Origin of the sequence: Novosphingobium clariflavum (genome assembly GCF_026420865.1) — a bacterium.
GTDB lineage: Bacteria > Pseudomonadota > Alphaproteobacteria > Sphingomonadales > Sphingomonadaceae > Novosphingobium > Novosphingobium clariflavum.
Window position 1 is genome coordinate 17,979 of sequence record NZ_JAPCWC010000036.1, and the last position, 12,309, is coordinate 30,287.

Genomic DNA, 12,309 nt, shown 5'->3' on the forward strand with positions numbered 1-12,309 from the left:
CGCCCTCGCCAAAAGAAGACTCGGCCGAGTAACGCCTGTCTCGGCATAATTCCGATCAGGCGTGCGCGAATACGTTCAGGAGTCGATGAATAGTCATCGGCTCTGTTGGCGTGTCTGACCCTCAAGCCCGCGACCCCGATACCAGACTACCTTCTGCGGAACTTACTTATAGGCCACCCGGGCAAAGAGATTACTCCGTCAGGCCATCGATAGAGATGGAGTCAGGTTATGTTCGAGAAGGCGATCGGGACCATTAACGCGGCGGCCTCCTTCCGACACCGCTATGATAATTTCATCGGAGGCCGCTGGAGCGCTCCTGCGGGCGGCGAGTATTTCGCCGACACGAGCCCGATCAATGGCGCCCAGATCGCAGAGTTCGCGCTGTCGACGCCGGAAGATGTCGAGCGCGCGCTCGATGCGGCGCACGCCGCCAAGGATCAATGGGCAAGGATCGCGCCCGCCGAACGCGCCAGGATTCTCAATCGCGTCGCCGACCGGCTCGAAGACAATCTGGAGTTGCTGGCACTTGCCGAGACGATCGACAATGGCAAGCCGATCCGCGAGACGCGCGCTGCCGACGTGCCGCTCGCGATCGACCATTTCCGCTACTTCGCCGGCTGCATCCGGGCGGAGGAAGGCGGCATCTCGACGATCGATGCGGACACCATCGCCTATCATTTCCGCGAGCCGCTCGGCGTCGTCGGCCAGATCATCCCGTGGAACTTCCCGCTGCTGATGGCGGCGTGGAAGATCGCCCCGGCGCTGGCGGCGGGCAACTGCACCGTCATCAAACCCGCATCCCAGACGCCGCTCACCTTGCTGATGTTCGCCGAGCTCACCGCCGACATCCTGCCGCCCGGCGTGCTCAATGTCGTTACCGGCCCGGGACGGACCGTTGGCCAGGCGATCGCCGCCAATCCGCGCATCGCCAAGGTCTCGTTCACCGGCGAGACCGTCACCGGCAAGCAGATCATGCACGCCGCGGCGGACCATCTGATCCCCCAGACGATGGAGCTTGGCGGCAAGTCGCCCAACATCTTCATGGCGGACGTGCTCGACGAGGACGATGCCTTCTTCGACAAGGCGCTCGAAGGCTTTACTTTGTTCGCCTTCAACAAGGGCGAGGTCTGTACCTGCCCGTCGCGCGCCCTGATCCATGTGTCGATCTTCGACCGCTTCATCGAGCGCGCCGTGGCGCGCGTCGCCGCGATCCGCCAGGGCGATCCGCTCGACCCGTCGGTCCAGGTCGGCGCGCAGGCGTCGGAGGACCAGCTCCACAAGATCCTGGGCTATATCGATATCGGCAAGGCCGAGGGCGCGCAGTGTCTGGTCGGTGGCGCCAGGGCGCTGCCGGGCGGTGCGCTCGACCAGGGCTATTTCGTGCAGCCGACCGTGTTCGTGGGTCAGAACCACATGCGCATCTTCCAGGAGGAGATCTTCGGTCCCGTCCTGTCGGTCACCACGTTCAAGACGGTCGAGGAGGCGATCGCACTTGCCAATGACACCGCCTACGGTCTTGGCGCGGGCGTCTGGACCCGGAGCGGCAACACCGCCTACCGGCTCGGCCGCGCGATCGAGGCCGGGCGGGTCTGGACCAACTGCTATCATCAGTACCCCGCCCATGCCGCCTTCGGCGGATACAAGGCATCGGGCTTCGGGCGTGAAAACCACCGGATGATGCTCGATCATTATCAGCAGACCAAGAATCTGCTCGTCTCCTATGACGAGCACGCGCTCGGCCTATTCTGACCCCCCGCTTAAAAGGAGAAACGGACATGGCGAAAACCATGAAGGCGGCGGTCGTCCGCGAATTTGGCAAGCCCCTGGTCATCGAGGACGCGCCGATCCCGACGGTCGGCCCCGGGCAGGTCCTGGTCAAGATTGCGGCAACCGGCGTGTGCCATACCGACCTGCACGCGGCAGAAGGGGACTGGCCGGTCAAGCCCAACCCGCCCTTCATTCCTGGCCATGAGGGCGTCGGGCATGTCGCCGCCGTTGGTGCCGGCGTCACCCATGTGAAGGAAGGCGACCGGGTCGGTGTGCCCTGGCTCTACACCGCCTGCGGGCACTGCGTGCATTGCCTGGGTGGCTGGGAGACGCTTTGCCACGAACAGCAGAACACCGGCTATTCGGTCAATGGCAGCTTTGCCGAATATGTCCTCGCCGATCCCAACTATGTTGGTCACCTTCCCGACAATGTCGACTTCCTCGACATTGCGCCGATCCTCTGCGCGGGCGTCACCGTCTACAAGGGATTGAAGGCCACCGAGGCCCGACCCGGCGAGTGGGTGGTCGTCTCCGGCATTGGCGGGCTCGGCCACATGGCGGTGCAATATGCCCGAGCCATGGGTCTCAATGTGGCCGCGGTCGACATCGACGATAGCAAGCTCGACCTCGCTACACGCCTTGGCGCCACACTGACGGTCAACGCGCGCAACGAGGACCCTTCGGCAGCGCTCAAGAAAGCCATTGGCGGCGCGCACGGGGCGCTGGTGACCGCCGTTTCGCCCAAGGCGTTCCAGCAGGCGCTCGGCATGGTCCGGCGCGGCGGCACGGTCGCGCTCAACGGCCTGCCGCCGGGCGACTTCCCGTTGTCGATCTTCGACACCGTGCTGAACGGCATTACCGTGCGCGGCTCGATCGTCGGCACGCGGCTCGATCTGCTCGAGGCACTGGCGTTCGCCGGCGAGGGCAAGGTCAAGGCCACGGTCCATGCAGACAAGCTGGAGAACATCAACGACGTCTTCTCCCGCATGCATCATGGCGACATCGAGGGCCGGATCGTCCTCGACCTCGCCTGAAGCCGACTTCGCGAAAGTACAGTTCATGTCTCCCTTACATATCCGGCCGATCGCGCGGCGCCGTTTCGTCCAGGGGCTGGCGATCGGCGGCGCGGTCGCCGGTTTCGCCCCGGCGCTTCTCGCGCGATCCGCACCAACCTTGCCCGCTGAGCTGAGCGGGACCGAGTTCGACCTCGAGATCGCCGAGCTGCCGGTCAACTTCACCGGCAAACGCCGTATCGCGACCGCCGTGAACGGCAGCGTGCCCGCGCCGGTCCTGCGCCTGCGCGAAGGCGACACGGTCACGCTGCGCGTACGCAACGGCCTCAAGGAGATGTCGAGCATCCATTGGCACGGCATCATCGTGCCGGCGGAGATGGACGGCGTGCCCGGCATCAGCTTTGCCGGCATCGCGCCGGGCGAGACCTTCACCTATCGCTTCGAGGTCCGCCAGAGCGGAACCTACTGGTATCACGCTCACACGCTCGCCGAGCAGACGGGACTCTATGGAGCGATCATCGTGGAGCCAAAACAGGTGCCGACGGCGCGGGCGCCCGATCGCGACTATTGCATCGTGCTCAGCGACTGGTCGGACGAGCCGCCGCTGCAGATCTTCCTCAATCTCAAGAAGCAGAGCAGCTACTATAATTTTGCGCAGCCGACCGCCGGCGATTTCCTCAAGGATGTCGGCACCATGGGCTTGGGCAAGGCGCTCGAGCGGCGGCGGATGTGGAACAGCTCGCGGATGAACCCGACCGACTACAGCGATGTCTCTGCCGCGACCTACACCTATCTGATGAACGGCGCGCCGCCCGCCGGCAACTGGACCGGTATCGCCGCGCCCGGCGAGCGCGTGCGCCTGCGCTTCGTCGGCGCGGGGACGGCGACGTTCTTCGACGTGCGGATCCCCGGGGTCGAGCTGACGGTCGTATCGACCGACGGGCAGCCGGTCGAGCCGGTCACGGTCGAGGAATTCCGGATCGGCCCGGGCGAGACCTACGACGTCGAGTTCACCATGCCCGAGGGCGGCGCCCGCACCATCTTCGCGCAGGCGATCGATCGGAGCGGCTATGCGCGTGGCACGATCGCACCGGCCCCGGGCATGGCGGCAGCCGTGCCGCCGCTCGATGCCCGGACCTGGCTCGAGCCGGTCGACATGATGGGCGCGATGGCGACGATGGGCGCAATGGGAGGCGACGCGCATGCCGGGCACGGCATGACCGAGATGCCGGCCAGGGCACGGCACGCCCGCACCGAATATGGCGCCAATACCGACATGCGCGTCGACTATCCGCGCACCAATCTCGACGATCCCGGCGCCGGGCTGCGCGGGCGCGGCTGGCGCGTGCTGACGCTGGCCGATCTGCGCACGCCGGGCGGCGATCCCGACCCGCGCGAGCCCGAGCGCGACATCGAGCTGCATCTGACGGGCAATATGGAACGGTTCATCTGGTCGCTCGACGGCATCAAGCTCAACGATTCCAGGCCGCTTCATTTCAAGCCAAACGAGCGGCTGCGCGTCACCTTCGTCAACGACACGATGATGGCGCATCCGATGCATCTGCACGGCATGTGGAGCGATGTCGAAGGCCCGGACGGCGCCTTCCAGGTCCGCAAGCATACGGTCGTGGTCCAGCCCGCCCAGCGGGTGAGCTTCCGCGTCACCGCCGACGCCATGGGCCGATGGGCCTTCCACTGCCATCTGCTCTATCACATGGCGGCCGGCATGTTCCGGGAGGTGGTGGTCGCATGATCCGGATTTTCCCCTCGCGCGGCATCGCTCTTGGCGCTGCCCTCTTCCTGGCGCCGGCGATCACGGCTCCCGCCCTCGCGCAGGATGCCTCGCCCCCGTCGCCCGCCGCCACCCCTGCCCAAACGGCCACTCCCGCTCAGCACACCCCTTCCGCGCAAGGCTCTCAGGACCATGCGGGCATGGACATGCCGGGCATGGATATGACCGACACGAAGGCGTCCGGTAACGGCGCCACGATGGACATGGGCTCGATGCAGGGCGGCCAGGCCCCGCCGGACGCGCGCAACTCGGACGATTATGCCGACGGCTACCGCAACTCGACGCTGCCGGGCTATGAGATGGCCGACAAGCTCTCAATCCCCAAGATACTTGTCGATGAGCTTGAGTTCACCAGCGGCAACGAGGGTCAGGGCGTGGGCTGGACCGTGCTCGTCACCAAGGGTCAGGACAATGACAAGCTCTGGCTGCGCAGCCAGGGGCTCAAGAACTCCCGCGACCAACGTCTCGATCCGGAGAGCAGCGTCGAGGCGCTGTGGTGGCACAGCAAGAACCCGTTCTGGGGCACGCTGCTCGGGGTCAGGCAGGATCTCGGCAAGGGTGCGACCACCTGGCTGGCCGCCGGCGTCGAGGGACTGGCGCCCTATTGGTTCGACGTCCAGCTCACCGGCTATGTAGGAACCGATGGGCGTCTCGCGGCGCGCGCCAAGGCGTCCTATGAGGTCTTGTTCACCAATCGGTTGATCCTTACGCCGCAGGTGGAGACCAATATCTATTCGAAGCGGTCGAGCGATCGGCAGCTCGGCAGCGGCTTCAGCAATGTCGAGCTGAGCGGACGGTTGCGCTACGAGGTGTCGCGCAAGTTCGCGCCCTATATCGGCTTCGTCTGGGAGCGCGCATTTGACGGCACGGCCGATTTCCGTCGCCTGCGCGGGGAAGGGCCTTCCGAACACAGGCTGGTGATCGGCTTGCGCGCCTGGTGGTGATCCGCGGATGGCCACTCGAGGGGTCGACCGCGAACGCGCCGCGTGACAAGGCTGGATCGCAAGCCAACGGTCGCTGGCCGGCCTCCTTTTTCGTCTTGTTGCTCGCGGCGGCTGCGGCGTCGGCGGGACAGACGGCCATTCTCGCCTTCCTTCCGGCACTGGTCGACCCGGCTCGTGGCGCGCTATCGTCAAGCGCTCATGATTTTCATGTCGCGAGCCTGACCGCGGTCCATCCCCTGGCAGCCTTGCTGGCGGCGCCGCTCTGGGGCTGGATCGCGGACCGGGTCGACTATCGGGCGATGTTGCGCGCAGCGCTGGTCATCCTCGCCCTGGTGACCGCGCCGATCGGCCTCGTCGGGCTGCCTGAGCTTTATGCATTGCGCCTGGTGGCGGGGATGGCGTCGGCCGCCATCATACCGTTGGGCTTGCTCTGCGCGAGCTTTGCCGCAAACGAGCGCGCGGACCAGGCGCGGCGCTTCACCTGGCTGACCGCCTTCTTGTTTCTGGGCGATCTCGCCGGTCCGCTGGTGGCGGAGGTCTCGGCCGCGATCCTGCCCCGCGCTCCCCTCATGATCCTCGCTTTCGGCATCGGTGCCGTCGGGGCGGCGCTTTGCGCCGTGCGTCTGCCGCGCTGGTGTGCACCTTGCATCGATGGCGGAGACCTGCCCGCGCCGACGCTCGGCGCGACGCTCATCCTGCTTTTCGTCACGATCGTCGCGGGCGGCGGGCTGGCGGCGATGCATGTCAATCTCCTGGTGACGCGGAGCGTCATTTCGCTGAGCCGCGAAGAGATCGCCTGGATGCTCAGTCTCTGCGGATTGGGCATGCTGGCAGCACAGATCTTCCATGCGAGGCTCGATTGGCTGGTGACCATGCCGAGGCGGCTTGCGGGGCTGACGCTCGGCCTGCTGGCTGCGGCGCTCTTCCTGTTCCCTGTCGCCGCGAGCATGGCCGAACTCAGTGGGATCATCGTTGCTGCCGGCTGGAGCTCGGCAACCCTTCGATTGGTCACCAGCTTCTGGATCAGCGGTGCGGCAGCCCCTTCGGGTCTGAAGCTCGGTCTCCAGCATTCCGCCGCCAGCATCGGGCAGGCGCTCGCGCCGCTGGCGATCGCCGTCGTCGCTCCCGGGGCGCAGCACTTAGTCTTGTGGGGGATTGGTGGTCTGTCGCTGGCGCTGCTTGTGTCCTTGCCGCTCGCCTGGAGGCCGCGCGCCATCGTGAAATCTTCAGCGTGATGAGGGGTAGGGGGCATCAATGCGTATAGATCATTAGGAACCCTATCGCATGCTTCCGGGAGCCGTTCATGAAGACCCGTCTTTCTGCCGCCTTGCTGTTCCTCGCCCTGCCCGGCGCAGCGCTTGCGGCGAATGATGTCGTCGTCCACCGGGACCCGGGTTGTGGATGCTGTGAGAAGTGGGCCCAGGCGCTTCGCGCGAAGCTGGGCCGCACGGTCGTCATGCGCGACGATGCGTCGCGCGGGGCGCTTCAGCGGAGGGCCGGCATGCCGGGCACGCTGGCATCCTGCCACAGCGCGATGGTTGATGGCTATCTGATCGAGGGCCATGTCCCGGTCGCCGATATCAAGCGCCTGCTGGCAACCCGTCCCGTAGGCGTCAGAGGCATTGCGGTGGCGGGGATGCCGATCGGCTCGGAGGGCATGGAAGTGGCAGGCGCCGCCCGCCAACCCTATGCGGTGGTGTCGTTCGGCAGTTCGGGCCAGAAGGTCTTCGCGCGGCATTGATCACGCACGCCTCGGCTCTCGCTGGTGATTTCCTGTTTGAATGACTGGGACTTGCTCGCCCCCACCTGTATAGTCATTTGATGCATGCTCCCGCTCGCCCCCATAGCCGCGCATCCGCTCCCCGGACGAAAGCTGCTTCTGTGGGCGAACCCGCGGTCGACGCTGCCGGTGCGGAGAAGCAACCTCGCTATGTGGCGATCAAAGACAGCATTTTCGAGGACATCCGGGAAGGTCGCCTGAAGCCCGGCGACCAGACGCCGTCAGAGGCCGAGCTCGTCGAGACGTTCAAAGTCTCGCGCATGACCGCAAACCGGGCGTTGCGGGAACTGCAATCGGCCGGTGTCGTGGTACGGCGGGCGGGGCGGGGCAGCTTTGTCGCCGAGCCCCGGCCGATCGGGCAGCTGATCGAGATCCGCAACATCGCGGAGGAGGTGCGCGGCAGGGGCCACGCCTATCGCGCGCGCGTCATTTATAATATCGAGATACGGGCTGATGCGGAAAGGGCAGCTCTGCTGGAAGTCGGCTTGGGCACGCGCCTCTTCCATTCGCTTATCGTCCATCACGAGACCGAATTCCCAATTCAGGTCGAGGAGCGCTTTGTGCTGGCATCTGCTGCGCCACGCTACGGAGAGAGGGATTTCAGCGCCTCGACGCCGAATGAATATCTGACACGTGTTGCCCCGCTCGAGCGAGTAGAGCACCGGGTGTGCGCGGCGATGCCGGATACAGCCATGCGAACAATGCTGGGCCTCGCTGAAGGAGAACCAGTGCTAATGATGACGCGCAGAACCTGGAGTCGCGGACGTCTCGTATCGCACGCTTGGCTCACGCACCCGGGCAATCGGTTCGAGCTATCGGCGGCTTTTTCTGTTGGGACCTAGCGATCAGCCCGCGCCCAACTTGACGGCCGATTTGCGCCTGCGCCGCAACCATCGCACGTCGGCGCGACTGAAGCTCTTAAACAGCAGGTAGAAGCCCGTCCCCGACAGCCACAAAGTACCGAACGCAACGAAGACGATCAGCGGGTGATTGAAGCTGGTGCGGTTCACATAGTCCATATTGTGGAGCATCCAGAAGAAATCCCAGGTGCGCCATGTGTCGCCGCGCATGACCAGGAATCGGCCGGTGTCGGCGGAGATGTAGGCGCTGCTGTTCTCTGCGTCCGCGAAATCCAGTCGCCACATGGTGCCTTCGTGCTCGCGCGCTTCCACATTCGGTTCGGCGAGCAACGTTGCCTTGCGGATCGGTGCTTCATTCACCATCGTCGCGACGTCGCGCGCGACCTGCTCGTCGACCCGAACCGGGGCGCCGCTCGTCGCGTCGATTAGCCGCGTGCCCGTGGTGGATCGAAGCTCGTAGACGCGGCGTGTGGCAAGGGACCGCAAGGCGATGCCGAGCACGGGACCATCAAGAGCGAGCTTTGCCGGCGCAATATAGTCACCGGCAGGTAGGGCGTGCTGATGGCTGGCCTGCGCACTGTGTCCGCCGACCTTCTCCTGATCGAGCAAGGCCATCATCGAGCCGCTCAGAGCCCAAAGGAGAAACTGCACGCCCAGGATCAGGCCGACCCATTTGTGGATGCGCCGAAAAAAGAGCGGGGTGAACCGGATTTTCTTCATGCCTTCTTCTTCCTGCGCCGCGGGAACGACCAAAGCAGCAGCCAAGCCCCGGCCAGCGCCATGGCAAGGGCACTCCAGGTCGCCACGCGCAGCAGCGGATTGTTGACGTCGGAGCGATCGTCATAGTCCATGATGTGCAGCATCCACGCGAAATCGAACACGCGCCACAGCGCATGGCGGCGCGAGATCAGCTCACCGGTCTGCGGAGAGAGATACAGGGTTGGCCGGTTCCAGGCATCGAATTCGACCTGCCAATAGGGAGGCTTGCGCGCCTGCATTTCCAGTGGCGCCGTCGTCAGCAGCCGGGCTGCGACGATGTCCCCGGTGCCGCTGTAGATGCGCCGAGCGGCGGCGCGGATTTGTGCCTCGCTCAAATCGGGGATGGGCTGTCCCGAACCTGCATCGAAGAGTCTTGGACCAGCCGGGGTCTGCGCGCGCCAGACGGGCTGATTCATGAACCGTTGCAGGCGGATCTCGGACGCGTCGGGAGCCGATTGAACAATCCGCGCCGGCGGGACGAAGCTCGCAAGGTCGATGGGGGCGACGACCGGTGGGCGGACCAGATCGTCGCCATGGATGATGTCGATATGGACGGCCACCATATAGAAGCCGGTCAGCGTCCAGAGCAGAACCTGGACGCCGACGATCAGGGCCAGCCACTTGTGCGTCCGGCGGATGACCAAAGGCCAGCGAATTGCCATGTGCTGCCCTTCAGAACGCGGTTCGGAAGCCGGCGTAGAAGCGCCGTCCGAGCAGATCATAGGTCATCGTGTCGGTGTTGGCATCGGTGAAGCTCTGGATATAGGGCGCCTTGCGGTCGAACAGATTATCGGCCCCGATCTGGAAACGTGTCTTCTCGTCGATCGCGAAGGCAAGCTGAAGATTGTGGTAGAAGACGTTCGGCGTGCGGTAGCCGATGTCGCCGGCCGATGCGTTGAAGTCGGTCGCCTTGCCGATCCATTGTGTCGACCAGGTCGCGCTGATGCCGTCCTTTTCCGCCGTCAGCACGCCATAACCACGCCATTTCGGATAGCCGCCATTGCCGCCCCCGATAAACCCGTCGAAATAGATCGGCGCGCCGCCGGGGAAGGGGTTTACGACATATTTGTTGAGATAGGTCATGTTGAGATCCAAGGAGATCTTCACCTCGCCCACCGCACCACTGTACACCAGACCCAGATCGAGACCATTCATCTCCTCGCGGCCGGTGTTGATGGGCTGGGCGGAGAGGTAAGTGACCTCGCCGGTCAGCGCGCTGCGCGTAAAGTCGCTGCAGAACGGGTGCGACAGGTTCTGGCTCGCATAGCAGACTGCGAGCTTGGTCGAGCCGGGAATGGCCCGGATCGCGTCCTTGATCTTGATGTCGAACCAGTCTGCCGTCAGCGACAACCCTGGGATGATGCCGCGCGGCGATATCACCGTACCAACGGTCCAGGTCGTGGAGCTTTCGGGCCGAAGGCTCTGGTTACCGCCCACTGTGGTGAGGATCGTGGTGCCGAGCTGCGTATAGTTGGCCGGCACACCGGACGCCTGACAATTGGCGATCAAGGTCACGTTGCCGCTGGAGGTGTAGCGCGAGCAGGGATCGGTCGTGGTCAGATTGCCTTCCGAGACGCCGCCGAAAAGCTCCGGCACGTTGGGAATGCGAAAGCCCGTCCCATAAGTGCCGCGCAGACGGATGCTGTCATTGACTACCCAGTCGGCACTGAGCTTGTAATTCCAGTCGCTCCCGAAGAGATTATAGTCTGAGTAGCGGACTGCGCCATCGAGCGTGAGCGCCTTGGCGAAAGCTGTGTTGGCAAGCACCGGCACCGATAGCTCGAGATAGGCTTCCTTGGCGGTGCTCGAGCCCGAAATAGGATCCTGCTGATTGACGTTCGCCACGCCGAGCACCGTCAACGGGTCGGGATCGCGCCAGCCTTTTTCGCGCCGATAGACCACGCCGGTGGCGAAGGACACCGCGCCGGCTGGAAGGGAGAAGAGATCGCCGTTGAGGTCAGCCGTGACCGTGCCGAGTTCGTTGCCTCCGCGATCGCGCGAGGTGAACAGAATATAATCCAGAACCTGAGGTGTCAGGTCTCCGAACCCAAGATAGTCACCGCAGGGGATGGCCGCGCCCGCCGTGCTGGAGCATTTGCTCCTGTCGAGCGTGTTCGCGACGCGCTCGAGATTGGCGATGTTGGTCGAGCCGTCGACGGCCGTGTTACGCCCGAAGCTGCCCGCGACTTCCCAGGCCCAGTCGTTCGCCAGCTTGCCGCGCAGCCCGAAGGTGCCTTGCCAGGTATCGGTCTCCTGGAAGAAGTGGCGCGCGCCGGGTTCGGCGAGGCGGCGCTGGGCCAGGACCAGGTTCTGGCCGGTCGGATTGGTCGGATTGCTGGCTGGTATCGAGAGATTGCGCAGCGTGCCGGGTGTCGCGATCTGATTCGACTTGCGGAACGTATAGAGGAACTCGCCGAACGCCTGGATACCGTCGGTCAGCGCATAGTCCGCGAAGAAGGCCGTGCTGACGCGCTCGACTGGGCTGACCGCATTGAGAAACGGGTTCGAGTTGAAGTTGTGCTTGGCGGGACTGTAAGGCTCGTAGAAGTTCCCGTTCCCTCCGGGTACCTGGTTGAAGTTGATCTGTTGGCCGTTGGGCAGCACCGCGCGTCCGCCGATCGTCGAGGCGCTGTTGACGCAGCTCAGCGAGCCCGGCGTCGTTTCAGCGAGCGAGCAGGGCGCACGCGAGGCCATGTTGACGGCGCTGGTCTTCTGGTAGGTGACTGCTGCCATGAACCCGCCACGATCGTTGCGAATGCCCCAAAGTAGGTCCGCGGTGAGATCGGAGCCGTCGCCGCGCTCGGTAATGCCTTGTCGGACGCTGAGACCCAGGCCTTCATAATCGGTGCGCGTGACAAGGTTGACCACGCCGGCCATGGCATCGGCCCCGTAGATAGCGGACGCGCCATCCTTGAGGACATCGGTGCGTGCCAGCGCCACGACCGGGATCATGTTGAGATCGGGTGAGGAATTGGCGCCGGTGCCGCCCGCGACGAGGCGTCGGCCGTTGAGGAGCACGAGTGTGCGCTTGATGCCGAGGCCGCGCAGATTGACCTGAGCAGTGCCATAACCGTTGTTGGTCCAGTAGGCCGATGTCTGGTTGCCCGCGAAGCCGGCATTGGCCGGCAAACGCTGCAAGGCGGTTTCGATATTGACGATGCCGGTATTTTGGATCTGCTCGGCGGTGACCACGGTGGCCGGTCCAACCCCGGCCAGATCCTGCCGACGGATTCGTGAGCCGGTAACGACGATGTCGCTGTCATCCCCCAGGACTTGTGCTTTTGGCTGCGGTGTCGGATCGGCCTGAGCGAGAGCCGGCGCGGCGTAGCCCGCGACGATGGCGGCGCTGCCGAGCAGGGCCATCCTGATGGTCATGTGCAATCCCCCTGACGTT

10 protein-coding genes are annotated in these 12,309 nt (G+C 64.7%); 7 read left to right on the plus strand and 3 right to left on the minus strand.

All coding sequences use genetic code 11. The annotated features are described in order from the left end of the window. The first annotated feature begins 228 nt into the window (after nt 1–228). From OKA11_RS22345 to hutC, 7 genes are all read left to right on the plus strand, one after another. Nucleotides 229–1,749 (plus strand): aldehyde dehydrogenase family protein, encoded by a 1,521-nt coding sequence (locus OKA11_RS22345; protein ID WP_021235679.1) that lies wholly within the window; start codon nt 229–231, stop codon nt 1,747–1,749. Between the two features lie 26 nt (nt 1,750–1,775). Next, on the plus strand, nt 1,776–2,801 hold the full coding sequence (gene adhP / locus OKA11_RS22350; protein WP_004212676.1) for an alcohol dehydrogenase AdhP: 1,026 nt from the start codon (nt 1,776–1,778) through the stop codon (nt 2,799–2,801). 25 nt (nt 2,802–2,826) lie between these two features. Further along, on the plus strand, nt 2,827–4,533 hold the full coding sequence (locus tag OKA11_RS22355) for a copper resistance system multicopper oxidase (protein ID WP_015449263.1): 1,707 nt from the start codon (nt 2,827–2,829) through the stop codon (nt 4,531–4,533). After that, on the plus strand, nt 4,530–5,516 hold the full coding sequence (locus OKA11_RS22360) for a copper resistance protein B (protein ID WP_015449262.1): 987 nt from the start codon (nt 4,530–4,532) through the stop codon (nt 5,514–5,516). The genes OKA11_RS22355 and OKA11_RS22360 overlap by 4 nt, the downstream gene beginning before the upstream one ends. Beyond that, nucleotides 5,510–6,751: an MFS transporter gene (locus OKA11_RS22365; RefSeq protein ID WP_015449261.1), complete on the plus strand. Its 1,242-nt coding sequence runs from the start codon at nt 5,510–5,512 to the stop codon at nt 6,749–6,751. The genes OKA11_RS22360 and OKA11_RS22365 overlap by 7 nt, the downstream gene beginning before the upstream one ends. Before the next feature lie 68 nt (nt 6,752–6,819). Beyond that, nucleotides 6,820–7,257: a DUF411 domain-containing protein gene (locus OKA11_RS22370; RefSeq protein WP_004213035.1), complete on the plus strand. Its 438-nt coding sequence runs from the start codon at nt 6,820–6,822 to the stop codon at nt 7,255–7,257. A 191-nt stretch (nt 7,258–7,448) separates the two neighbouring features. Next, a complete protein-coding gene (hutC, locus tag OKA11_RS22375; RefSeq protein ID WP_230588639.1) occupies nt 7,449–8,138 on the plus strand; it encodes a histidine utilization repressor in 690 nt (229 codons plus the stop codon). Between the two features lie 3 nt (nt 8,139–8,141). Here the strand turns inward: hutC and OKA11_RS22380 are convergent, their stop codons facing one another. From OKA11_RS22380 to OKA11_RS22390, 3 genes are read right to left on the minus strand one after another with little or no spacing between them, the layout of a single operon-like run. Next, nucleotides 8,142–8,876 (minus strand): PepSY domain-containing protein, encoded by a 735-nt coding sequence (locus tag OKA11_RS22380; protein WP_031342995.1) that lies wholly within the window; start codon nt 8,874–8,876, stop codon nt 8,142–8,144. Further along, the gene (locus OKA11_RS22385; RefSeq protein ID WP_021235676.1) at nt 8,873–9,577 is read right to left on the minus strand and encodes a PepSY domain-containing protein; all 705 of its coding nucleotides are present in this window, start codon (nt 9,575–9,577) and stop codon (nt 8,873–8,875) included. Before OKA11_RS22385 ends, OKA11_RS22380 begins: the two co-directional genes overlap by 4 nt. A gap of 10 nt (nt 9,578–9,587) precedes the next feature. Continuing rightward, nucleotides 9,588–12,290, minus strand: a complete 2,703-nt coding sequence (locus OKA11_RS22390) for a TonB-dependent receptor domain-containing protein (protein ID WP_015449259.1) — start codon at nt 12,288–12,290, stop codon at nt 9,588–9,590. Between the last annotated feature and the right edge of the window lie 19 nt (nt 12,291–12,309).

Bases quoted from the DNA above. Each gene is read 5' to 3' on its own strand.
- OKA11_RS22345 (WP_021235679.1), top strand. From the start codon at position 229: ATGTTCGAGAAGGCGATCGGGACCATTAACGCGGCGGCCTCCTTCCGA.
- adhP (WP_004212676.1), top strand. From the start codon at position 1,776: ATGGCGAAAACCATGAAGGCGGCGGTCGTCCGCGAATTTGGCAAGCCC.
- OKA11_RS22355 (WP_015449263.1), top strand. From the start codon at position 2,827: ATGTCTCCCTTACATATCCGGCCGATCGCGCGGCGCCGTTTCGTCCAG.
- OKA11_RS22360 (WP_015449262.1), top strand. From the start codon at position 4,530: ATGATCCGGATTTTCCCCTCGCGCGGCATCGCTCTTGGCGCTGCCCTC.
- OKA11_RS22370 (WP_004213035.1), top strand. From the start codon at position 6,820: ATGAAGACCCGTCTTTCTGCCGCCTTGCTGTTCCTCGCCCTGCCCGGC.
- OKA11_RS22380 (WP_031342995.1), bottom strand. From the start codon at position 8,876: ATGAAGAAAATCCGGTTCACCCCGCTCTTTTTTCGGCGCATCCACAAA.
- OKA11_RS22385 (WP_021235676.1), bottom strand. From the start codon at position 9,577: ATGGCAATTCGCTGGCCTTTGGTCATCCGCCGGACGCACAAGTGGCTG.
- OKA11_RS22390 (WP_015449259.1), bottom strand. From the start codon at position 12,290: ATGACCATCAGGATGGCCCTGCTCGGCAGCGCCGCCATCGTCGCGGGC.